At 66.3% G+C, this 21,551-nt stretch carries 20 protein-coding genes; 16 read left to right on the forward strand and 4 right to left on the reverse strand.

What is annotated here, in order from left to right; translation table 11 throughout:
• Window positions 1–83: 83 nt before the first annotated feature.
• The 12 genes from E3T54_RS03490 (at window position 84) to E3T54_RS03540 (ending at window position 10,240) form a co-directional block, all read left to right on the forward strand.
• Window positions 84–308, forward strand: coding sequence for an AlpA family transcriptional regulator (locus E3T54_RS03490; protein ID WP_134474586.1), 225 nt, complete (start codon window positions 84–86; stop codon window positions 306–308).
• A 330-nt stretch (window positions 309–638) separates the two neighbouring features.
• The gene (locus E3T54_RS03495; protein ID WP_134474587.1) at window positions 639–932 is read left to right on the forward strand and encodes a helix-turn-helix transcriptional regulator; all 294 of its coding nucleotides are present in this window, start codon (window positions 639–641) and stop codon (window positions 930–932) included.
• Window positions 932–1,060, forward strand: coding sequence for a hypothetical protein (locus E3T54_RS17535; protein ID WP_255452815.1), 129 nt, complete (start codon window positions 932–934; stop codon window positions 1,058–1,060). Before E3T54_RS03495 ends, E3T54_RS17535 begins: the two co-directional genes overlap by 1 nt.
• A gap of 2 nt (window positions 1,061–1,062) precedes the next feature.
• Window positions 1,063–1,407, forward strand: a complete 345-nt coding sequence (locus E3T54_RS03500; RefSeq protein WP_134474588.1) for a hypothetical protein — start codon at window positions 1,063–1,065, stop codon at window positions 1,405–1,407.
• Window positions 1,407–2,660, forward strand: a complete 1,254-nt coding sequence (locus E3T54_RS03505; protein WP_134474589.1) for an AAA family ATPase — start codon at window positions 1,407–1,409, stop codon at window positions 2,658–2,660. The genes E3T54_RS03500 and E3T54_RS03505 overlap by 1 nt, the downstream gene beginning before the upstream one ends.
• Before the next feature lie 56 nt (window positions 2,661–2,716).
• Window positions 2,717–3,658, forward strand: a complete 942-nt coding sequence (locus E3T54_RS03510; protein WP_134474590.1) for a hypothetical protein — start codon at window positions 2,717–2,719, stop codon at window positions 3,656–3,658.
• A complete protein-coding gene (locus tag E3T54_RS03515; protein ID WP_134474591.1) occupies window positions 3,655–3,918 on the forward strand; it encodes a hypothetical protein in 264 nt (87 codons plus the stop codon). The genes E3T54_RS03510 and E3T54_RS03515 overlap by 4 nt, the downstream gene beginning before the upstream one ends.
• Entirely contained in the window at window positions 3,911–4,312 is a 402-nt protein-coding gene (locus E3T54_RS03520; protein WP_134474592.1) for a helix-turn-helix domain-containing protein, read from the forward strand. The genes E3T54_RS03515 and E3T54_RS03520 overlap by 8 nt, the downstream gene beginning before the upstream one ends.
• Window positions 4,313–4,329: 17 nt before the next feature.
• Window positions 4,330–5,610, forward strand: a complete 1,281-nt coding sequence (locus E3T54_RS03525) for a phage major capsid protein (RefSeq protein WP_166804813.1) — start codon at window positions 4,330–4,332, stop codon at window positions 5,608–5,610.
• Between the two features lie 653 nt (window positions 5,611–6,263).
• Window positions 6,264–6,656: a DUF2510 domain-containing protein gene (locus tag E3T54_RS03530; RefSeq protein ID WP_134474594.1), complete on the forward strand. Its 393-nt coding sequence runs from the start codon at window positions 6,264–6,266 to the stop codon at window positions 6,654–6,656.
• 639 nt (window positions 6,657–7,295) lie between these two features.
• Window positions 7,296–8,477 carry a MarP family serine protease gene (locus tag E3T54_RS03535; RefSeq protein WP_134474595.1) on the forward strand — a complete coding sequence of 394 codons (1,182 nt, stop codon included), beginning with the start codon at window positions 7,296–7,298 and terminating at the stop codon, window positions 8,475–8,477.
• 116 nt (window positions 8,478–8,593) lie between these two features.
• Window positions 8,594–10,240, forward strand: coding sequence for an AMP-binding protein (locus E3T54_RS03540; RefSeq protein ID WP_134474596.1), 1,647 nt, complete (start codon window positions 8,594–8,596; stop codon window positions 10,238–10,240).
• Window positions 10,241–10,279: 39 nt separating this feature from the next.
• Here the strand turns inward: E3T54_RS03540 and E3T54_RS03545 are convergent, their stop codons facing one another.
• The 3 genes from E3T54_RS03545 to E3T54_RS03555 all read right to left on the reverse strand — a co-directional run bounded on the left by E3T54_RS03545 (window position 10,280) and on the right by E3T54_RS03555 (window position 15,643).
• On the reverse strand, window positions 10,280–12,184 hold the full coding sequence (locus E3T54_RS03545) for a PKD domain-containing protein (RefSeq protein ID WP_134474597.1): 1,905 nt from the start codon (window positions 12,182–12,184) through the stop codon (window positions 10,280–10,282).
• 177 nt (window positions 12,185–12,361) lie between these two features.
• Window positions 12,362–13,636 carry a DUF445 domain-containing protein gene (locus tag E3T54_RS03550; protein ID WP_134474598.1) on the reverse strand — a complete coding sequence of 425 codons (1,275 nt, stop codon included), beginning with the start codon at window positions 13,634–13,636 and terminating at the stop codon, window positions 12,362–12,364.
• 57 nt (window positions 13,637–13,693) lie between these two features.
• Window positions 13,694–15,643 carry a primary-amine oxidase gene (locus tag E3T54_RS03555; RefSeq protein ID WP_134474599.1) on the reverse strand — a complete coding sequence of 650 codons (1,950 nt, stop codon included), beginning with the start codon at window positions 15,641–15,643 and terminating at the stop codon, window positions 13,694–13,696.
• A gap of 138 nt (window positions 15,644–15,781) precedes the next feature.
• Between E3T54_RS03555 and E3T54_RS03560 the strand changes: the two genes are divergently transcribed.
• The 4 genes from E3T54_RS03560 to E3T54_RS03575 all read left to right on the forward strand — a co-directional run bounded on the left by E3T54_RS03560 (window position 15,782) and on the right by E3T54_RS03575 (window position 20,597).
• Window positions 15,782–16,378, forward strand: a complete 597-nt coding sequence (locus E3T54_RS03560; RefSeq protein WP_134474600.1) for a TetR/AcrR family transcriptional regulator — start codon at window positions 15,782–15,784, stop codon at window positions 16,376–16,378.
• 107 nt (window positions 16,379–16,485) lie between these two features.
• Entirely contained in the window at window positions 16,486–17,448 is a 963-nt protein-coding gene (locus E3T54_RS03565; protein WP_134474631.1) for a helix-turn-helix domain-containing protein, read from the forward strand.
• Window positions 17,449–17,589: 141 nt separating this feature from the next.
• Window positions 17,590–19,035, forward strand: coding sequence for an aldehyde dehydrogenase (locus E3T54_RS03570; RefSeq protein WP_134474601.1), 1,446 nt, complete (start codon window positions 17,590–17,592; stop codon window positions 19,033–19,035).
• Window positions 19,036–19,091: 56 nt separating this feature from the next.
• Window positions 19,092–20,597, forward strand: coding sequence for an APC family permease (locus E3T54_RS03575; RefSeq protein ID WP_134474602.1), 1,506 nt, complete (start codon window positions 19,092–19,094; stop codon window positions 20,595–20,597).
• On the opposite strand, the gene E3T54_RS03580 is transcribed toward E3T54_RS03575, so the two are convergent.
• The gene (locus E3T54_RS03580; RefSeq protein ID WP_134474603.1) at window positions 20,594–21,535 is read right to left on the reverse strand and encodes an aldose 1-epimerase family protein; all 942 of its coding nucleotides are present in this window, start codon (window positions 21,533–21,535) and stop codon (window positions 20,594–20,596) included. The genes E3T54_RS03575 and E3T54_RS03580 overlap by 4 nt on opposite strands.
• Window positions 21,536–21,551 lie beyond the last annotated feature (16 nt).

Genomic DNA, 21,551 nt, shown 5'->3' on the forward strand with positions numbered 1-21,551 from the left:
CATAGTGCAGAAACTTCCGCTAGCGTATGAGATAAGCGATTAGTCATCCGGCTAAAGGTGAGAAAAACGCATATGAGAAGACCATGACGATAACCAGCCTGGACCCCGCCGTAACTGGCCGGCAGCGCCGCAACCTCGATGTCAACGACCTGGCCGCGCAGCTCGGCATGAGCGTTGCGACTATTTACCGCTGGCGATCAGACGGAACGGACATGCCGAAGGGCTTCAAGATCGGCGGCCGCGTGCGCTGGGCACAGGAAGCCGTGGACCTGTGGATTGATGCCCAGATCGCCAAGGATGCCGCCTAGCAGCCGGCGCGCGACTCATGCGCTCCCATCAAGCTGACCGCTCGCTTGATTCCAACTCCCTGACCTACCGGGACCCCACCGGGAATCAGGCTGTCCGGAATCTCGAACCGGGGCAATACGCAATCACCGACGCGCACGGCTTCACAATCTGGATCGACGCCGAAGCCCTGAGGCCGGCACTCCGCCTCTACACATTCACCGCAACACGAGCAGGCGCGAACCTTCGAGCCCGACTCAAAGAAAAAGGCCACTCAGAGAGTTGCACCTCTCCGACTGACCTAAACCGAACCGCAATAAACCGAACCGCTACCAGCAAGTAAGGATCATCTAATGTTCAGCTCCACCTCAATCGTACCAGCAACCACCATCGACCACGCCAGCAGCCGCGCCATTCTCGTCCGCAGGGTGAACGCAGCGAGAGAAGCCGCGGGGCTGACAGTCTCCGCCCTCGCCACGGCAACGGGAATGCCCGTATCCACGCTCCGCCGGCAGCTCCTCGGCCAGTCAGACTTCAAACTTAGCGACATCATGCGCATCGGCGACCACCTCGGCGTGTCTGCCGGGGCCGCATGGTTCCGTGACCTTCCCCAGAGGGTCCCCACCACGGCCGGGCAGGCGCTCTGATGGCGACCGTCACCGGGCCAAGCGGCCGCACCGTGCAGCCCGACGAACTGCTCATGCAGATCCTCGTGAACGGGGACAATGACCGCAGCTTCAGCGACCGAGCCAGCTACATCATCACGGCAGCGTAAGCATGGCGGCAGAGTACCCGGAGCGCATAACGCTCTCGGAGCCGGCAGAGCACTACCTCACGAAGCTCTCTGAGGATCTGCTCTTAGGCCGCGTTGAACTCTGGCAGCTGCCCCCGTCGCTCGCGCAGGTATTTGCGTTTGCGTTCGCAGCGGGGGCAGCATCCCGACAGGGCGAGATCGACCAGGCGAACTCAGCGGCCGACCGATTCTATGCACGCTGGCTGAACCCCGGCGCGCAGCTCGCAGAGGTTCGACGCGACCAGCTCGACATCGCCGCCGAAGAGTACTGGCAGCAATTCCTGAACTCCGAAACATCACAACTTCATACCGACAAGGAGGCCGCGTAATGGCCGAAGCACGACAGCTCACGCTCACCCCGGCAAGTCAGATCAGATCAGCCAAACAGAAGTTCGCTTGGGACCCCTACCTCCCGCTTGGCACGGTCACGATCTTTGCCGGCCGGGGAGGAGAAGGAAAGTCATCGTTCGCCCTACACCTGGGGAGTCAGATGCAAGCGGGTGTGCTGACGGGCGACCTTCACGGGGAGCCTCGAGCGGTTCTCATCGTCGGTCATGAAGACGACTGGGGGACGGTCATGAAGCCCCGTCTCGTGGCTGCAGGGGCCGACCTGGACAGCGTCTACAAGCTGGGCATCCAAACCGTAGTGGACCAGGTGACCCGCGAGACCGTGCCGGCCTTCCCGCTCGACATTGATCTGATCCGTAAAGCGATTGAAGAGACAAACGCGGGACTCATCATCGTTGACCCAATCACCTCCACCATCGACGGGGATCTCCACAAAGTCGCAGACGTTCGGCGGGCGCTCAACCCGCTCATGGAGCTTGCCCAGGAAACACGCTCCGCAGTCATCGCGATCATGCACTTCAACAAGGGCACCGGCAACGTGAGTGACAAGCTCAGCGGCTCCCATGCATTCCGGGACGCTTCCCGCTCGGTCATGTTGTTTGCCACCGACGAAGAGACGGGGCGGCGCATTGTCACCCTCGACAAGTCCAGCTATTCCGACGCGAAGGGCCAGTCGTTCGCGTTCAACCTCGAGAGCGTAATCGTTCCCACTGATGACGGAGACACGACGGAGGTTGCCCGGGTCGAGTACTTGGGAGAAACGGATGTCAGCGTAAACGACATCGTGAACCGCAGTGCCGATGACAACGGGATGGAGTCTGACCGCTCCGAGGCCGAACGGTGGCTCATTAGCTACCTCGAGGACCAGGGGGGAAGCGCGGCCGCACGGGATATCAAGAAGGGGTCACAGGTAGACGGCCTCGAGTGGCGAACCGTGCAGCGGGCAAGTCAGCGAGTCGCAGAAAAGGCGAAGTCCGGATTCCAGGGCGCTTGGGTCTGGACCCTCGATCTTGCCAAAGGCGACACAAAGGCGACAAAGGCGACAAGGGTTCGTGAGCCTGGCACCTTTGGCACCTTTGGGGGAAATGTGTCGCCTTTGAGCATCATCGGCTCGACTCGCTGCGCGTTCCACCCGGCCGCTGAACCGAAGCAGGACGGCTCTTGCGGGATCTGTCGCGCCGAGGCAATCGCGGACAGGATCGCTGCCCGTAACGCAGGCGAGAGGGTCGCCTGATGACGCGCGCCACCCCAGCAGCATCCACCAAACCAACGAACCAGGAGCACTAGATCATGGCAAGAATAGACAACCTGAACAGCGGCGAGCTCGCCGCAATCACGCGCCGGATTCGCGCGCTTGAGATGGCAACGCCGCTCGCTAATGCATCAATCAGCCGTGGCGCTCTGACAATCAAGAGCCCCGAGGGGCTGATCGTTGACGGCAGCGCCAGGGTGTCGGGCACTCTCTCTGTCACGGGGACAGAGACAGTCACGGGGACGCTGAATGTTTCGGGCACCGAGACTGTAACCGGCACCCTCAATGTTGACGGGCCGCTGCTCGTTGACGGAGCCACGAGCCTTCGCGGTCCAACGACGATCACGGGCGATGTAACAGTCAACGGCTCCGGCAGCATAACCGTCGCAGGCGCAACCCCGGCGACGTTGGGTGTCACGTCGCTTGGGCTGCCCGGCCTCGAGTTCTCAGCCGGCAACGCACTCATATCGTCCACGGACGGCCTGCTCATGAAGTCGGGCACGACCGGCGGACGTGTGGCGGCATCGTCGGGCGTGGTGTCAATGGCATATGGCACCAAATCTGTTGCAATCAGTGGCACACAGATCACCCTGACTGGCACAACCGTCGTCAGCGGCTCGTTCAGCGCCACCACCAAGAGCTTCAAGATCCCGCACCCGATCAAGGAAGACACCTGGCTCGTGCACGGCGTAACCGAGTCCCCCGTGCACGGCGTCGAGTACACGGCAGTAGGCACGTTTGACCCCAACGGCGAATGCGTTGTCATGCTGCCCGACTACTTCGAAGCACTCACGAAAACCGAGGGGCGCACAGTTCTAATCACACCAATCGGCAAGCCGTACCCGGTGGGAGCTGACCTGCCCAGCGGCGGCACGTTCACCGCATACGGGGAGGCCGGGCGCTCGTTCAGTTGGCTCGTGAAGGCAGCCCGCTCAGGCGTGGACTTCGACGTTGAGCAGGCAGTCGAGGTCACCCGATGAGCATGCCCCTGACGAAGATCCTGCTCGACTCCCCAACGAGCGCCAGCTACCGCATGGCAATCATCGGTCTACTGCTAGGCGATCTTCCCCCAGATGAGCAGTCGGCCGCGGTCAAGACAACCCTGTTCGAGCTGCTCGACTTCTCCTGCGTCCTGCTGGACATAATCGCAGAACAGCCGGAACTCTGCGACCAAGTACAAGCCGGTTGGCTCGCTCTGGAATTCGACCGCCTCACGTACACGATTACCGATCATGGCTAACGCCCGCCCCGCGGAGCACTACATCCATGCCGGGGGTGGCGTCATCGTCATCCCCGCCAGGGTGTGCGCCTACCTCAACAGGTACGCCGGACTCGACACCTTCCGGCGCACCAACGTCGGCATCGATGCGGAAGTAGACGCGCTGCTCGTCGCCTTCCACGTAGCGGGACTGGCATGGGCTAAATCCGCCACCGGAACTAGCTCCGCACCGAAACCGGAACTGGCTCCAAACTCAGAATGGCTGTCAACCAACGATGTCGCAGCCCGGCTCGGGATAACCGATCGAGGTGTCCGCACCGCGATAGCAACGGGACGACTACAAGCCGAAAACGTAGCCGGACGATACCGGATCAGCAGAGAAGCACTCAGCCACTTTCGTGCCGGGCGCAAATGACTACCAAGGGAAACAAGATGAGCAACTACAAGACAGAACTTCTCGAAAAGAAGGCAACCGCAGTCAAAGCCGCAGAGCGACTGCTGAACACGGCCCAGAAGGAAAAGCGCAACCTCAACCACGCCGAAGACAAGGACTACAAGCAGATCGCCGAAGACATCCGCTCCCTCAACGGTCAGATCGAGCGCATCGACGCCGACGAAGCAGCAGGCGCTCAGGCTGTAGCACTCCTGCGCCAGTACGGCGAGCAGTCCAGCCAGCGCCCCGCGTTCGGATCCGGCGCAGACCGCGACCTCAACGAGCGCTTCCGTAACTCGATCCGCACCCGCTCATTCGAGCCGATCGAAGTACACGTACCCAGCCACGAGCTGCGCTCCGGCTACCAGCCCGGCATCGAACAGCGCGCCCTCGCCACGACCTCCGGCAGCGGACTCGTCGGAACTACCTTCTTCAACAAGCTCACCCGTCACCTCGTGGAATCCAGCTCCATCCTCGCAGCCGGCGCAACGGTCCTGCAGTCCGACAGCGGCGAACCCCTCAAGGTTCCCAAGTCCACCGCACTCAGCGCAGCCGCAATCGTCACCGAAGGCTCGCTCATTGGCACAAGCGACCCGACCCTCGGATCGGTCAGCCTCGGAGCGTACAAGTACGGCTTCCTCGTTCAGGTCAGCTACGAGCTTGCCGAAGACGCGAAATTCGACCTGCTCGGCTTCCTCGCAGAACAGGCCGGCGTCGCGATCGGTAACGCATTCGGCGCCCACGCGATCACCGGAACTGGCTCCGGACAGCCCCGCGGCATCCTCACCGACGCCGTACTCGGCGTTACAGGCCCGACCGGCACCGCAACCTCGTTCGGTACGCAGACCACGGCAGGGCAGGGTGGCGACCTGCTGCTCGACCTCGCCGCATCGGTATCCGAACCGTACGCCCGCAGCTCGTCCGCCGCCTGGCTCATGCGCAGCGCAACGCTCAACGCGATCCGCAAGCTCCGCGACAGCACCGGCCGCTACGTGTTCTCAACGGACATCATCCCCGGCTCAGGCTCCGCGGGAACCCTGCTCGGTCGCCCGGTCTACACCGACCCGACCATGCCAGCAATGGCAGCAGGAGCGAAGTCAGTCGCATTCGGTGACATCAGCCGCTACTGGGTGCGACAGGTCAACGGGCTCCGCTTCGAACGGTCCAACGAATACGCATTCGCCAACGACCTGGTGACCTTCCGTTGCCTCGCTCGACTCGACGGCAGCATGGTCGACACCACCGGGGCAATCAAGTACTTCGCCCACAGCGCCACCTAACTAGCACCAACCTGAGCGCCGCTCGCCACCCTCCCAGGCGGGCGGCGCTCAACCCCCAAAGCTTCCGTTAAGCTCACCACCCAGCACCCGTACCGCGAGACACGCATACGGGCTAAGGGAGCCTGGAATGTATGGTGGATTCAGACACGTCCACCAGCGGAATGAGTGCCAGCAGGTATCAAAGCAGATACCTCCTGGCACTCTCTAGTTCAACAGCTCCACAGCACGACAGCAGCCCCCGACAAGCGGAAATAGCGCTTGATCGGGGGAATTTTCTTTGGTGTTCGGCATAGCGGTCTACCGCTCAGTGGTCCAAAAAATTAGCGAGTGACCCCCCACCCCATCGCGCGCGACCCTGGCAGCACTTCGGCACATTTTCTTTTGGATCGACGGAACGGGACACCGCGCTCCGGTCCGTTCCCTCTCTCCCCGGTAAATATTCGGAACCTGTGCCGGCCTCGCCTCGCGCGCGCGACCCCCCGGTATCCCTCGGAGGGGGATTTTTGGAAAACGCCGCGGTTGTCCGCATCGCTGGATCTATAAGAAGATGGGCAGCAATTTGCCCGTATCGAGGACCGGGGCGCTTCCATTGCCCTAGAGTCCGGATATGCCAGATGATCGACCGGTGAGAGTGTTGCACCGAGGGGAGCCCCATGAGTGAACAGTCCACAGATCAGCCGCCGGCAGGTTGGTACAACGATCCGAGCGGGCGCCCTCTGTCGCGTTGGTGGAACGGGCGCGAGTGGACCGAGCATTCCAACGCTGCCCCGCAAGTGGTGGCGACACCGTCAACGAACGGCCTGGCAACCGCGTCCCTAGTGCTCGGCTTGGTCACAGCACCTCTGGCGCTATCTGTTGCGCTGCTTCCGTTGGCGATCCTGCCGGGATTGATCGCCGTTATTTTCGGCTTCATAGGCGACGCCAAGGCCAAGCGCCTCAACGGACTCGGACATTCACGGGCGCTTTGGGGTGGATTCTTGGGGCTTATGCCCGCGTTCGTTTTCTTCTTCATGATCGCGGCGCGCACGATCACGGAATACAGCTAGGAAACCTCGACGGCTACAGCTTCACTAACCCGCATTCCCAGCACTTCCAGAACGTTGCACCCCATCGCTCGACGGGCTCCATGCGCACCACGCAGTCGGGACAGTTGGGGGTGTCGAGGTCGTCCATGCGGGGAGTCTGGCACGGTCCCATCGACGCGCACTAGTAGAACCCTCGGTATCGACCATGCGCGGCCCTGTGCGCCCGTCTAAGACGTTGGGAGCCCGAGGGCGTGCGAGAGTTGGTTGGCACTCCCCCGACGCCGCACGCGACCGATGCCACAACCCCGAATCTATCCCGAACATTCACAGTAAACGCGAGCTAATCCCCGCGAGCGCCCAGTCAACGCACTAAAGGGAAGCGCGGGCATCGGACAACTTGCGATAACCCCCGAAAACCGCCTAACTCTAATCCTTGGGTCGTCGGTTCGAGCCCGACGGGGCCCACCCTCGCGCCTCTCGTGCGCCTCCGGCGTCGAATCAGGCAGCGTGCAGGCGGCTGCCACGGCCACGGCGGCAGGCAGTGCCCCGGGCGTGACGGCGGCTCCGGCTTTCCGGGGCCGGGGCAACCTTCGCTCACAGTTCCCTCGGTTATCCTGATCCCGGCCCGCGAACACTACGAGCGATACGGAAGGATGCCGAATGCAGGACCCGATCCTCCTGGACGTGCTGCTCGTGCTCGTGCTCGTCGCCTCGCTGGTCAACGGCTATCGCAGCGGCCTGGTCCGCAGCCTGAGCGGCATCGCCGGGATCATCGCCGGCGGCACCGTCGCGTTCTTCCTCGTTCCGCTGATCGGGCCCTGGATTCAGGCACCGGAATGGCGCACGCCGGTGACCCTGGGGGCCGCACTGGTGCTCGTGCTCGGCGGCTTCACGGTCGGGGAGTCGATCGGCCACGCCATCCGTCGCCGCGCGCACCGCACGAGACTCCGCGTGGTCGACCGGGTGCTCGGCGCGGGCGTCGCCCTGGTCGCGACCGCCCTGGTGGTCTCCATGCTGGCGTTCAGCATCGGCGCCCTCGGGGTGCCGTTCCTGTCGCCGGCGATCGCCTCGTCCGGAACGGTCCGGACGATCAACGAGCTGACCCCCGACCCGGTGGAGCGCTTCCTCGCCCAGCTTCGCTCGAGCGCAGTGGAAGATGGGCTGCCCCGCATCGTCGAGGCCTTCACCGGTCCCAGCCCGGACATCCCCACTGTCGATACCGGCAGCCCCGCCCTTGTCACCGCGGCGCGGTCGGTGCTGAAGATCACCGGCAACGCCTATGCGTGCGGGCAGAACCAGTCGGGCAGCGGCTTCGTCGTGGCCGCCGGCCGCGTCGTCACGAACGCGCACGTCGTCGCCGGCGTGAGCGAACCCGTCGTCGAGGTGCCGGGCGGCGGCGCCCTGCCGGGCCGGGTGGTCTACTTCGACCCGGTCGACGACCTCGCCGTGATCGCGGTCAACGGCCTCACCGCCGCCCCGCTCGAACTGACCGGGAACCTCGCGCCGGGAACCGAGGCAGTCACCGACGGCTACCCCCTCGGCGGCCCCTTCGACTCCGATCCGGCCGAGGTGATCTCCGTCGCCGCGGTCGGCGTGGCCGACATCTACGGCCAGAACCCGTCGCCGCGGCAGGTCTACACGCTCGCCTCCGACGTGCAGCAGGGCGAGTCGGGCGGGCCGCTGCTCAGCCTCGGCGGAGAGGTGGCCGGCGTCATCTTCGCCAAGGCCGAGGACACGCCCAACGTCGGCTACGCGCTGGCGATGGAGGAACTCGCGCCGGTCGCGGCCCGGGCGGCATCGCTTAGCTCACCGGTCGCATCCGGTCACTGTGTCAACGACTAGTTGTACCCGGCAGCACCGCGGCGATTCGTGCGCCTGGGGCCGCCATTGGTACGTTGCTCGGTAGCAGTTGTCACTCTCTTCGCTGAGGCTGGCCCGGCGATCAAAGGAGATCCTGCATGCTCTCGTACACCGACGCACCGTCAGACCAGCCGCTTCTCGAATGCACCATCGGTGTGGATTTCGAACGGAATGTGGCGCTGTTCGGCGATCGTGACGCCCTCATCGAGGCCGCCACGGGCCGAAAATGGACCTACACCGCCCTGAACGCCGAGGTGGATGCGCTGGCCCGCGGCCTGCTCTCCCTCGGGGTCCGGCGCGGCGACCGGATCGGCATCTGGTCGCCCAACTGCGCCGAGTGGACGATCGTGCAGTACGCCACCGCGAAGGTCGGAGCGATCCTCGTGAACGTGAACCCGGCGTTCCGCTACGGCGAATTGGAATACGTCGTCAGGCAGTGCGGGATGCGCATGCTCATCACCGCCCCGTCGGACAAGAACAGCGACTACGCCGCGATGGCGCGCACCGCGCACCAGGACTGCGAGGACCTGGCCGAGCTCGTCTTCATCGAGCCCGACGGCCACGCACGGCGTCCGGGCGAGTTCAGCTACGCCGAGGTGGCGGCCGGGTCGGCCGACGTCGCCCCGGCGGAGCTGGCCGCGCGCCTGGCCGGACTCGAAGCGACCGACCCGATCAACCTGCAGTACACCTCGGGCACCACGGGCTTCCCCAAGGGCGCCACGCTCACGCACCGCAACATCCTCAATAACGGATTCTTCATCGGCGAGCTGCTCGATTACACCGAGCAGGACCGGGTCGTGCTGGCCGTGCCGTTCTACCACTGCTTCGGCATGGTCATCGGCAACCTCAATATCTACTCGCACGGCGCCGCGGCCATCCTCCCCGGCCGCAGCTTCAGCCCGGCCGCGGTGTTGCAGGCCGTGCAGGACCATCGGGGCACCTCGCTCTACGGCGTCCCGACCATGTTCGTCGCCGAGCTGGCGCTGGCCGACTTCGCCGACTACGACCTCTCCACCCTGCGTACCGGGGTGATGGCCGGGTCGACCTGCCCGGTCGAGGTGATGAAGCGCGTCATCGGCGAGATGCACATGAAGGATGTGGCCATCTGTTACGGCATGACGGAGACCGCGCCCGTCTCGACGATGACCCGCAGCGATGACGGCATCGACCGCCGCACGTCGACGGTCGGCCGGACCATGCCGCACCTGGAGAACAAGATCGTCGACCCGGACACCGGCCTGACGGTGGAGCGCGGCGTCATCGGCGAACTGTGCACGCGCGGCTACAGCGTCATCTCCGGGTACTGGAACGAGCCGGAGAAGACCGCCGAGGCGATCGACGGCGACGGCTGGATCCACACCGGCGACCTCGCCGTCATGGACGAGGCCGGGTACATCAGCGTCGAGGGCCGGATCAAGGACATGGTCATCCGTGGCGGGGAGAACATCTACCCGCGCGAGATCGAGGAGTTCCTCTACCTGCACCCCTCCATCCAGGACGTGCAGGTCATCGGCGTCCCCGACGAGAAGTACGGGGAGGAGCTGATGGCCTGCATCATCCTCAAGCCCGGCGCCGAGATGATCTCGGCCGACGACCTCGCCGATTTCTGCCGCGGCCGACTCGCCCACTTCAAGGTGCCCAGGTTCACGGACGTCCGGGAGAGCTTCCCGATGACGGTCTCCGGCAAGATCCGCAAGATCGACATGCGGGACGAGGCGATCGCCCGGATGCGCCTGGGGGCCTGAGCTCCCGGGGCCTGAGCTCCCGGGACCCGTGCCCCGGTGCTACCCGGTGGGCCCGGCCCGGAGGTCGTCGAAGGAGACGACGAGGGTGCTGGGGCTGGCACTGCCACTCAGGTAGTTGTACAGGCCGATGCCTCCCGCCGACTGGAGCGCGGCGGCGGAGTCGGTGGCGGTGAGCTGCCAGGCGACCGGCTCGGTCGTGCCGACCTTCCACACCGTGGCCCGGATCGTCGTCGGCGAGAGTCCCGTCACCTGCACGCGAAGCTGGAGGCGGTCGCCTGAGAGGTAGGTCAGGCCGGGGACGGTCGTGCTGAGCAGCACCGTGTTCGTGCTGCGCTGCAGCTGCAGCTTCACCGATCCGTTCGCATCCACGACGACGCGCGCTCCGTAGGTGCCCGCGCCCACGCGCCGCCCGATCAGGCCCGCATAGATGCTGCTGGCCGTCGGCCTGGTGAAGGACACCGTTGTGCTGACCTCGGTGTCGCTGGAGGACACGCCGTCCAGGTACGCGAACCGGTTCGACCCGGCCGGGCTCGTCACGGCGGCAGCGCCGCCGTCGACGGCGAAGTTGGCCGCCGTGCCGGAGGTCGTCCAGGCCCCACCGATCTCGGCCGACCCGAGGCCATTGCTGACCGTTCGGGTGAACGAGTCCTGCGCCAATGTCGACCCCGCGGGCGGCGGTGGTGGCGGCGGCGTGGCCTCGGACACAGTGACGGCGTGGCCGACCTTGCCCGTGGCGCCGGCATTGTCCGTCACAGTCAGGGTGACCTGGTAGGTTCCCGCGGTGCCATAGGTGTGGCTCGACGTCACGCCGGTCCCCGCCTGGCCGTCACCGAAGTCCCACGCGTAGGACGCAATCGTCCCGTCCGCGTCCGTGGACCCCGACCCGTTCACGGTCGCGGTCAGGGCGTTCGCGCTGCTCGTGAACGCCGCGACGGGCGCCGCGTTCGACGTCACCGCGCCGAAGGGGATGCGCTGGACCTTCAGCACCGCCGCATCGGCCACGACGGTGAACTTCGTCCACTCGCTGGTGCCGCCCTTGACGGTGATCCTGGACAGGTTCGGCACAGCGGATGCGACGCCATAGTAGGAGCGCCAGGTCGACGACATCAGGGGCTTGTCGCTGGCCCAGCTGTGGGTGTCCCCGTTGACCAGGAAGACCGGTTTGGCGAAGCTCAGGCTCTCGGCTGCGATCGTCTTCACGAGCGGTTGGAAGGCGGTTCGGTAGGTCGAGCCGTCCGCTCCGGGGGCGAACATGTCGGCCTGCGTGATCAGGACCACGGCACGGCTTCCGTTGGCCCTGGCCTGCGCGAAGGCGTCGCGCATCAGGGTGTTGCCGGCGTTCGTCCGGGCGGTCACCTCCGCCTTCTGCGTCGTCGTCGGCGATGAGTAGCCCAGGCCCGTCCACGTGTTGAGGTCGTTGTTGGAGCCGACGATGTGCACGGCCGCGATGGTCATCCCGCCGGCGTCGAAGAGCACGTTTTCGGGGTACCCTGACTGCGCGCTGACGCCGATCCGGTTCATCCCCAGCGTTGTTCCCGGGGCCGGGAAGAACGTTCTGCGCACAGCGCTCAACCGATCCAGGGGGTTGGCCTTCCCCACGGTCGCGCGGTGGCAATCGGCCCATTCGTTGTCGCCGGGAGTGTAGACGAAGGGGTCGACGAATCGGTCGAACTGTGTTTTGATCGCCGAGTAGTACGAGTCGGTGCAATTGAGGGGGCTACTGATGTCGCCGAGATGGCTGGCCAGCTGAACCGTAGGGTCGGCATTGATCTGGTCGATCTGACGGGGGAATGCCGCAATCTGGGCGGACCCGTACGGCACGTCGCCGATCACCGCGAACGAGAACGAATCGGCGGCGGCGGCCGGCACCGGGGCGCCGGCCAGCGGGAGGCCGACCAGCAGGAGCGCCGCTGCAATGACGGGGACGAATTTCCTGGATCGCACGGATGCTCCAAGCCGGGCGCGCTGCCCACGATGACGACGACGGAGCCTGCGACATGCACGAGTCGAAGGAGGTCCGGACAGCAAAAACGGTACACCGGGCGCGCGAGTCTCCGCTACGGCCATAAGGAGATTGGCCGCGGAGCGCCCGGCGGGTCAGCGGGTCAGCGGGTCAGCGGGTCAGCGGGTCAGGGCGAGCATTCCCTGGGCCACCGCGAAGATCACCAGTCCGGCGAGCGCGCCGACGACCGTGCCGTTGATCCGGATGAACTGCAGGTCCCGGCCCACCTGCAGTTCGATCTTCTCGGACGTCTCGGCGGCATCCCACCGTTCGACGGTTTCGGTGATCACCCCGGCGATCTCGTGGCGGTAGCTCTGCACGAGGTGGCTGAGCGCGTCGGCCAGCCAGCGGTCGATCCGGGCGCCGAGGGCGGCGTCTTCGGCCAGCCGCTCCCCGACATCCGTCACGGTCGACTGGATGCCGGCGCGCAGGCCGCTCGACGGGTCGGCCAGTGCGTCCGCCAGCGTCGCCTTGGCCGACTCCCAGGCCTCGCCGGCGAACTCACGCAGCCGGGCGTTGTCGAACAGGCCGGCCTTGAGCGACTCGACCCGGGCGATGGTGTCCGGGTCGTGCTGCAGGTCGCTCATCAGTTCGGCCAGGTACCGGTCGATCGCCTGCCGGAGCGGATGCCCGGGCTGCGCTCGCACCGCGGCGACGAAGCCGAGCACCTCCCGGTAGGCCTTGTCGTCGACCATCTCGCCGACGAAACCGGGCAGCCAGCGCGGCAGCCGCTGGGACACGGCATGCCCGAATGCCTCCGGGTGAGCGGCCAGCCAGTGTTCGGTGCGTTCGAGCACCGCGTCGACGGCCGCCTCCTGCTGCCCCGCGGCGACCAGGCGCGAACCCACCCGGCCGAGGCTCGGCGCCCACTCCGGGCGCAGCAGGTGCTCGCGCACCACGGCCTCGATCAGGTCCTTCACGGCCTCGTCGCCGAGCAGCCGGAGCATGCCCGTGCCCGCGACCGCGAGTTCGTCGGCGACCCGCCGGGCGTTCTGCGGCCGACCCAGCCAGCCGCCGAGCCGCCGGGACACCCCGAGGGACTCGAGTTTGCCGCGCACGACGACTTCGGAGAGGAAGTTCGTCTCGACGAATTCGCCCAGGCTCGCGCCGATCTCGTCCTTGCGCCGGGCGATGATGTTCGTGTGCGGGATGCGCAGCCCGAGCGGGTAGCGGAACAGCGCGGTCACCGCGAACCAGTCCGCGATCGCGCCGACCATGCCGCCCTCGGCCGCGGCCCGCACGTACTCCAGCGCCGGGTAGCGCTCCTGCAGGGCGAAGGAGACGGCGAAGACGACGGCCATCACGCCGAGCAGCCCGGCCGCGAGGCGCTTCATCCTCGTGAGGGCCACGAGGCGCGCGGCATCCGGCGGGGAGGGGATCCGGGTGGCAACCATCCCCCCAGCTTGCCAAACTTCGGGACCGATCAACACGCCCGCGAGGGCGCGTCCTCGTTAGCAGGCACAGTGCCCCTCTGCGGCGGGCGCGTGGCCGGGCGTGTTGGCCGGGACGTCGAGCACGGGGCTCCGATCGAAGAAGCCGTCCGGTCGCAGCTTGAAGCCCGCGGTGTCCACCGGCATGATCGGCCAGTCCTCGACCCGGGGGAAGTGCGTGAGGCCGAACGTGTGCCAGAGCACGATGTCCTGTCCATCGATGTCCCGGTCCGCTGACATGTAGGCCGGCAGCCCGGCCCCGCCGGCGTGCTGGTTCACGAAGTCCCCCGTCGGGTACCGCTCATCCTCCGAAAAGCGGGTGACCCACAGGTCCTTGGTGGCGAACGCGGCCCGCCGCACCACCGACGACTGCGGATCGGCCAGGAGGGTGGGCTGGCCCTGCGGATACAACTTGTACGCGACCGGCTCGTCCAGCCGGTTCAGCGAGTTCGGGTTGGACACGTGCCAGGTGCGCCCTGCGGCCATGTTTGCCTCTCGGACCCCCTCGGATTCGGTGGCCAGCAGCGTGCGGCGGCGACTGAATGCGTTGCCGCGCTCGTTGCCGGCGCCCATCGGCACGCGCACGACCTCCTCCTCCTCGACGCGGTTGGTGGCGCCGTCCAGCGCCATGTCCAGCCGGGCGCTGAACAGGTGCTGGTGGAACGGCGCCCCGAGGCCGGGGGCCAGCTCAGAGGCGTACGCGTAGCCCTTTCCCGGATAGGCGCTGGTGAAGACGACGCCCGTGGCCTTGGCCTCGAACTCGATGGTGCCGTCCAGGTAGAGGTACCAGTAGAAGCCGTAGTCGTAGTTGCCGACGGTGGTGAAGAACGAGATCACCAGTCGGCGATTGCGTCGGGTGTAGTCGATGCCGGTCCAGAGGTCGCTGTGCTTGGCCAGGATGCTCCAGTCTTCCTCGTGCATGCAGATCCCGTTGCGGATTTCGCGCGGGTTGCCGAAGCCGTCCGCGATGACCGGGCTGAGATAAGTGATGTCGCCGAGGCAGTCGCAGCCCAGTTCCAGCGAGTTGGCGTACTGGCCGACCAGGTATTCGCCCGTGTCGAAGTAGTTCTGCCAGGACCGCACCGGCGACGGGTCGCCGTATGGCACCACCATCTCCGCGATCGAGGCCCGGTTGATGATGGACCGCCGCCGGCCGCCGTCCTGGAAACCGATGTTGTGCAGCACGAGGCCTTCTCGCACGTCGAAGCCGATGTCCAGACTCCATTTCTCCCACTCGACGTGGTTGCCGCCGGTCACCGTGAAGCTGGGGCCGTCGGGCTGCGTGATGCTGATCGGTTTGATCGAAGTGCGCTCCGGTCCGGTCAGGATCGGATCCGTGTAGTTGCCGTGCTCAGCGGGAATCGGCACGACGCCGTAGTCGATGACCTGGTCCACGGTCTTGCTGACGATGTCCACGTAGGCGACGAGGCCGTCCACCGGGTGCGCCCAGGCGCTGTCCTCCGGAAAGTCCTGAACGAAGGCGAGTCCGCGGAGGATGCGGCGGCCCTTCTCCTCCGGGTATTCGAAGACACCGGCGGACAGCGGCGCCACCCGCACCTTCTGCACATCGAGGCCGCGATCGGCGAGGGCCCGGAGCCAGCGCTCATCGTGGGTCAGGAGCTCCTCCACGGCGGCGAATTCCTCCTCGAGCACGGGGAGTTCCCCGCTGACCGCGGTGTCCAGCACGACAACCGACTCGACCTTTCCTGCCGTGGCTGACACGACGACATCGCGCGGGGCGGCACCGGAAGTGTCGTGCAGGAAGATCCGGAAGCGCCGGTCCGGCCGCTCCCCCTCGGCACCACGCGGCGGATCGAGCAAGCCGAGGTACGCGATGCGGACGCTGTCCCCGAGCAGGTCCGCGCCGACCAGGACGCCGCGAACCGCACTGATTTCCTCGGCCGTGGCCAGGGCATACGCGGCCGTGGCGGTCAGTGGAGCGGCCGTGGCGGTCGGTGAAGAGGAAGTCATGGTTACACCTTTCCGGTGTTCTCGAGCCGCAGCACTGCGAGCCGATAGCGGTTTTATTTCTATGGTTGTAGAACCATAGCTTTTCACTAGGCTCGCTGACAAGTTCTTTTTCCGGGCAGTATTTTTTCGAGGGACAGCATGCCGAAAGTCGTCGACCACGACCAGCGACGGGTCGACCTCGTCGAGGCGACCTGGCGCATCATCGCCCGCCACGGCATCGAAGGCGCAACCATGCGTGACATCGCGGCTGAGGCCGGCTTCGCGAACGGGGCGCTGAAGCCTTACTTCCCCACCAAGGACGACCTGCTCACCTTCGCCTTCGACCACGTGTTCAACCAGACCAACGAGCGCATGGAGAAATCGACCGCCGGCCACACCGGCCTGGCCGCGCTGCGCGCCTTCTGCCACGAGATCCTCCCGCTCGACGACACCCGGATCCAGGAGGCCCGAATCGTCATCCCCTTCTGGCAGAAGGCGCTGACCGACCCGTCGAAGGCGACACTGAACGAAGAGTCCATGCGGCAATGGCGCAGTCGGCTGCACGAGCATCTGCGCGAGGCCAGGGCAGCCGGCGACATTCACACGACCGCGCCCGATGCCGACATCGTCGGGCATCTGATGACAGTGGTGCTGGGCGCGCAGATCACCGCCGTCCTCTCCCCTGCGGAGCATTCTCCGGCCCGGCTGATCACCCAGCTCGAGGGCTACCTGCGGGTACTCGCCACCGGGGACTGACCGGGGTTCTTCGCCGAGTGTCGAAAAAAGAGTGACAACGGCCTCGTTCCGGACTAGATTGCTGGGGATGCGCGCTGAAGCGCTACCGGAAGAGGCCTCTCGTGACCATGACGAACATCCGCACCGGGTCCCGAGGCGCCCTGGACCCGGTACAAACGGCCGTCGCGGACAGTTTCGCCCAGTGGCGCAACCTGGTCTCCCAATCCTTCGTCCCCCTCGAGGTCCGATCCGATGCGGCGCACTTCCGTGGCCGCCTCCGCTCGCGCGTGCTGGATGACCTCTCGATCGTCGAAGTCACCGCCCACGGCCACGAAGTGCTGCGCACTCCAGCACTCATCTCGAAGTCGGATCGCCTGTACTTCAAGCTGAATCTGCAGTTGTCCGGCCACGGCATCCTGATCCAGGACGGACGCGAGGCCACGCTGCGCCCAGGGGACATCGCCGTGTACGACACCCACCGCCCGTATACCCTGGCCTTCGCGGAGGACTTCCGACTCCTCGTGCTGATGATCCCCCACGACGCCTTCGACCTGCCTGCTGACTCCATCGCCCAGCTGACGGCCGTGCGCATGGCCGGTGACGCAGGGCTCGGGCGAATGATCAGCCCCTTCATGGTCCAACTCGCCGAGAACCTGGACGTCCTCTCGGGCGCCAGCGGCCACCGGCTCGCCTACAACGCGGTTGACCTGATCGCCACCATGTTCGAAAGCGAACTGAATGTGCGTCGTGACCCGGTCGGCGGGTCGCGCGGCGAGATGCTGAAGAAGATGCGCCAGCACATCGAGGCGAATCTGGGCGACCCGGAGCTCTCCCCGGCCGGCATCGCCGCCGCTCATTTCATGTCTACCCGCCAGCTGCACAGCATCTTCCATGAGGCGGACACGACGGTGGCGGGCTGGATCCGCACCCGGAGGCTGGAGCGCTGCCGCCGGGATCTGCGCGATCCCATCCTGGACGATCGCCCGGTTGGTGCCATCGCCGCGCGTTGGGGGTTCCTGGATGCCGCGCACTTCAGCCGCACCTTCCGCCTGGCGTTCGGCGAACCGCCCAGCGCCTACCGCCGCGCCTGAAGTCTTCACTGTCGGTCAACTGCCGTTCCCGGAAAGACAAGACGGCCGGCCCCTGTCCAGGAGAGAGTCGGGATAGAGCCTCCGATCACCGGGGGCCACTGCCGCATCCTGCCGGCTAGGTACTCGACGAGGAGTCACACAATGCCAACGAAGCTGTTCATCAACGGTGAGTGGACCGGCGCGACCGGCGGCACCATCACGACGTGGAACCCGGCCACCGAGGAGATCATCGAGGAGGTCGGCTTTGCCAGTGCCGTCGATGTGGATGCCGCCGTCGACGCGGCCCAGGTGGCCTTCAACGCCCCGGAGTGGCGCGACATGCTCCCGGTCGTGCGGGCGCGGCTGCTGTTCAAGCTCGCCGACCTGATCGAGGCCCACGCCGACGAACTGGCAGAACTCGAGACCAGGGATCAGGGACAGCCGATCGGCATCTCCCGCAACATTTCGGTCAGCGGGGCCGCGGAGCACTTCAGATACTACGCCGGCTGGGTAACCAAGATCGAGGGCCGCACCTCCCCGATTTCCTTCCCGGACACGCACCACTACACCCGCCGCGAGCCCATCGGCGTCTGCGCGCTGATCACGCCGTGGAACTTCCCGCTGATGATCCTCTCCTGGAAGCTCGCCCCGGCCCTGGCCACCGGCAACACGGTCGTCATCAAGCCCGCGGAGCAGACGCCGCTGACCGCCATCCGTCTTGTCGAACTGGCCGTCCAGGCCGGCTTCCCGGCCGGCGTGATCAACCTGGTGACCGGCGATGGGACAACGGGCCAGGCCCTCGTGGACCACCCGAAGGTCGACAAGGTCTCCTTCACCGGCTCCACCGCCGTGGGCCGTTCGATCGTCGCCGGTTCTGCCGCCTCCAACCTCAAGAAGGTCACGCTCGAGCTCGGCGGCAAGGCCCCCTCGATCATCGCAGCCGATGCGGACATCGACGCGGCAGTCGGCGGGAACATTGCCGGCGGGATGTTGAACTCCGGCCAGGTGTGCGCCGCGTACACCCGCTTCTACGTGAACAAGAAGCGCGAGGCCGAGTTCGTCGAGAAGATGGCTGCCGGCGTGAGCGGGATGAAGATCGGACCCGGAATCGACCCGACCAGCCAGTTGGGCCCGCTGGTTTCGGCCAAGCACTTCGCCCACGTCGAGGCCCTCGTGGCCGCCGGCAGGGCAGAGGGCGCGGAGTTGATCACCGGTGGCGCCAGGTCCGGCGACCAGGGTTTCTTCTACCAGCCGACCATTTTCGCTGGCGTCCGCGACGGCATGGACATCGCCACCAGGGAGGTCTTCGGACCGGTGCTCTCGATCATGTCCTACGACGATGACGACGAGTTGCAGGACCTGATCAACCGCGCCAACGACACCGATTACGGGCTCGCCGCCACGGTCTGGACGAAGGACATGACGGTGGCTCACCGCCTGGCCAACGGCATCCGCGCCGGCGCCATCTTCGTGAACATGCCCCCGGTGCCCGACATGGCCGCGCCCTGGGGTGGGTTCAAAACCAGCGGCTGGGGCAACGAAATGGGGCCCTATTCCATCGACGCATATACCCAGACCAAGGGCGTCTGGATGCACTACGGCAGCTGATCCGGCATTCCATCCCGCCGCCGCACTGAACCCATGACGTCACAGAGGAGAAAACCATGACGACCACCCGCACCACGTCCCCCACCGAACCAGAAACGAGCCTGCGCCAGGGGCGACTGGGCGTCATCGGAATCGTCTTTTTCGTGGTCGCCGCAGCGGCCCCGCTGGTCGGCATGACCGGGGCTGTCCCGGTCGCCATCGTGCTCGGCAACGGGGCGGCGGCCCCCGGCGCCTACCTCGTTGTCGGCATCACGCTGCTGCTGTTCAGCGTCGGCTACGCGGCGATGAGTCAGCGGGTCACCAACGCCGGGGCGTTCTTCGCGTACATCGGCCGGGGCCTCGGCAAGCACCTCGGCGGGGCATCGGCGTTCGTCTCGATCCTCGCCTACCTCGCGATCCAGCTGGCGATTTACGGGTTCTTCGGCGCGGTCATGTCGGGTCAGGTCGGCCTGCTTCCCTGGTGGGCGTGGTCGCTCCTCTCCTGGGCGGTCGTCACCCTGCTGTCCCTGCTCAGCGTGGACGTCGGGGCGAAGGTCCTCGGAGTGCTGATGTTGCTCGAGGTGGCGGCCCTGGTCGTCACCTCGGTGGCCATCCTCGCCGACGGCGGCCCGGAGGGCATCAACGTCTGGGCCTCCTTCGATCCCGCTGCGATTGTTGCCGGCGGCCTCGCCGGCTCGGCCGGCATCGCCTTCGCCTTCGCCTTCGCCTCTTTCATCGGGTTCGAGGCCACGGCGATCTACGGCGAGGAATCGAAGGACCCGAAGAAGGTCGTCCCGCGAGCCACCTACCTTGCGGTGGGTCTCATCACTGCCCTCTTCGCACTGACGGCGTTCGCCATGGTGACCGGCATGGGCGCGTCGTCCGTGGTCGAGAAGACCGTTGAGTTCTCGACGGTCGGAGACGTACCCCTGGCCGACCCGGCAGCCGTTCTCTTCGCCCTGGCCACCCAGTACGTGGGGCCGTGGATGGCCACGGTCATGAGCATCCTTGTGCTCTCCAGCCTCTTCGCCGGTCTGCTGGCCTTCCAGAACTCCGCGAGCCGCTGCCTGTTCGCGCTCGGTCGCGGCGGCGCATTGCCGAAACCGCTCAGCCGGGTCAATGGCCGCGGCGCCCCGGCGGCGGCATCCATCGTCACGTCGGTGCTGACCGGGCTCGTGATCACCGTGTTTGCCGTGTTCGGGCTCGACCCGGTGCTCAACCTGTTCTTCTGGTTCAGCGGCCTGGCCGTGATCTCCATCGTGCTGATCGAGATCCTCGTGTGCGTCGCAATCGTGGTGTACTTCCACCGCAACAAGGGCAGTGAAAACGTCTTCCAGACGGTAATCGCCCCGATCCTGGCCACCGTCGGCCTGGTGCTCGGCGAGTACCTGCTGATGAGCCGGTTCGGACTTCTCGCCGGGACGGTGGCCGAGGGTGTTGACCCGACGGTGACGTCGTGGGGGCTGAGCCCGATCGGCTGGGTTCTGGTGGTCCTGCCGTTCGCGCTGCTCGTCGGCGGGTACGCGGTGCTGCGCGCCGGGAAGACCGAGAACGAATCGTTGGTCAGGGACGTCCTGTCTTAGAAGCCGCTGTGGCGGATGCCCCAGCGCAGGGTCCAGGTTTCCCCCGGCGTCAGCCAGTGGAGACCTGCTCCCGTGTTGAAGGCATTGGCGGGCGCCGTCATCGGCTCGATCGCTACGGCCTGCCCGCGCACGGGCTCGCCGTCCCCGGCGCTGATCGGGAAGTTCCGCGGCGTGAAGACCTGCACGTAACGCATGTTTTCGTCGCCCCAAAGGACGACGCGGCGTCCGTCCGGCGCGGTGAGAGAGTGCTCCGTGCGCCCGTTCGTGGAGGCCACGCGGCCGAAGCCGTCGTCGAGGTCGAGGTCCCGCACCGTTTGGCCGTTCCGGAGGTCGAAGGGGGTGCCGTCGACCGGCGTCTCGCCGACCGGGTTCAGCCGGTCGTCGACGTCGATGTGGGTACCGGCCGCGACCCGCAGCACGAGGTCGCCGGTGGGCACGTCGCCGATCTTCAGGTACGGGTGGGCGCCGAGTGCGACCGGGGCATCCGCCTGCCCGACGTTCCGCAGAAGGTGGGTGACCTCGAGGCCGTCGGCGGCCAGGGTATAGGTGACCTCGGTGTCGAGCTGGAACGGGTAGCCGGTTTGCGGGAAGACCGTGGCGCCGAGGGTGACCGATCCCGCCGTGCGGTCGAGCTCGCGGTAGGGAGCGAACCGGAGCAGGCCGTGGCTGGCATTGCGCAGGGCCGGCTCGGTCAGCGCGAGCTCCCGCTTCACGCCGTCGTGAACCCAGACGCCGTCGCGGATGCGGTTGGGCCAGGGAACCAACACGATTCCGGCGGCCTTCGGCGGCACCGCCCCGGCCGGGAAGGTTTCGACCAGGTCTATGCCGCCAACGGAATACGCCCGGAGGCCGGCCGCGACCTCGGTGATGGTCGCCCGGGCCGGCCCGGCCGGCGTCGCCGCCGTCAATTCGTACTGGTGTCCCGTTGCTGCGCGCATGGGTTCAGCCTATTCC

The organism is Cryobacterium sp. Sr8 (assembly GCF_004403225.1).
GTDB classification, from domain to species: domain Bacteria; phylum Actinomycetota; class Actinomycetes; order Actinomycetales; family Microbacteriaceae; genus Cryobacterium; species Cryobacterium psychrotolerans.

Coding starts and splice junctions, on each gene's coding strand:
- E3T54_RS03490 (WP_134474586.1), top strand. CDS start 84: ATGACGATAACCAGCCTGGACCCCGCCGTAACTGGCCGGCAGCGCCGC.
- E3T54_RS03495 (WP_134474587.1), top strand. CDS start 639: ATGTTCAGCTCCACCTCAATCGTACCAGCAACCACCATCGACCACGCC.
- E3T54_RS17535 (WP_255452815.1), top strand. CDS start 932: ATGGCGACCGTCACCGGGCCAAGCGGCCGCACCGTGCAGCCCGACGAA.
- E3T54_RS03500 (WP_134474588.1), top strand. CDS start 1,063: ATGGCGGCAGAGTACCCGGAGCGCATAACGCTCTCGGAGCCGGCAGAG.
- E3T54_RS03505 (WP_134474589.1), top strand. CDS start 1,407: ATGGCCGAAGCACGACAGCTCACGCTCACCCCGGCAAGTCAGATCAGA.
- E3T54_RS03510 (WP_134474590.1), top strand. CDS start 2,717: ATGGCAAGAATAGACAACCTGAACAGCGGCGAGCTCGCCGCAATCACG.
- E3T54_RS03515 (WP_134474591.1), top strand. CDS start 3,655: ATGAGCATGCCCCTGACGAAGATCCTGCTCGACTCCCCAACGAGCGCC.
- E3T54_RS03520 (WP_134474592.1), top strand. CDS start 3,911: ATGGCTAACGCCCGCCCCGCGGAGCACTACATCCATGCCGGGGGTGGC.
- E3T54_RS03525 (WP_166804813.1), top strand. CDS start 4,330: ATGAGCAACTACAAGACAGAACTTCTCGAAAAGAAGGCAACCGCAGTC.
- E3T54_RS03530 (WP_134474594.1), top strand. CDS start 6,264: ATGAGTGAACAGTCCACAGATCAGCCGCCGGCAGGTTGGTACAACGAT.
- E3T54_RS03535 (WP_134474595.1), top strand. CDS start 7,296: ATGCAGGACCCGATCCTCCTGGACGTGCTGCTCGTGCTCGTGCTCGTC.
- E3T54_RS03540 (WP_134474596.1), top strand. CDS start 8,594: ATGCTCTCGTACACCGACGCACCGTCAGACCAGCCGCTTCTCGAATGC.
- E3T54_RS03550 (WP_134474598.1), bottom strand. CDS start 13,636: ATGGTTGCCACCCGGATCCCCTCCCCGCCGGATGCCGCGCGCCTCGTG.
- E3T54_RS03555 (WP_134474599.1), bottom strand. CDS start 15,643: ATGACTTCCTCTTCACCGACCGCCACGGCCGCTCCACTGACCGCCACG.
- E3T54_RS03560 (WP_134474600.1), top strand. CDS start 15,782: ATGCCGAAAGTCGTCGACCACGACCAGCGACGGGTCGACCTCGTCGAG.
- E3T54_RS03565 (WP_134474631.1), top strand. CDS start 16,486: ATGACGAACATCCGCACCGGGTCCCGAGGCGCCCTGGACCCGGTACAA.
- E3T54_RS03570 (WP_134474601.1), top strand. CDS start 17,590: ATGCCAACGAAGCTGTTCATCAACGGTGAGTGGACCGGCGCGACCGGC.
- E3T54_RS03575 (WP_134474602.1), top strand. CDS start 19,092: ATGACGACCACCCGCACCACGTCCCCCACCGAACCAGAAACGAGCCTG.
- E3T54_RS03580 (WP_134474603.1), bottom strand. CDS start 21,535: ATGCGCGCAGCAACGGGACACCAGTACGAATTGACGGCGGCGACGCCG.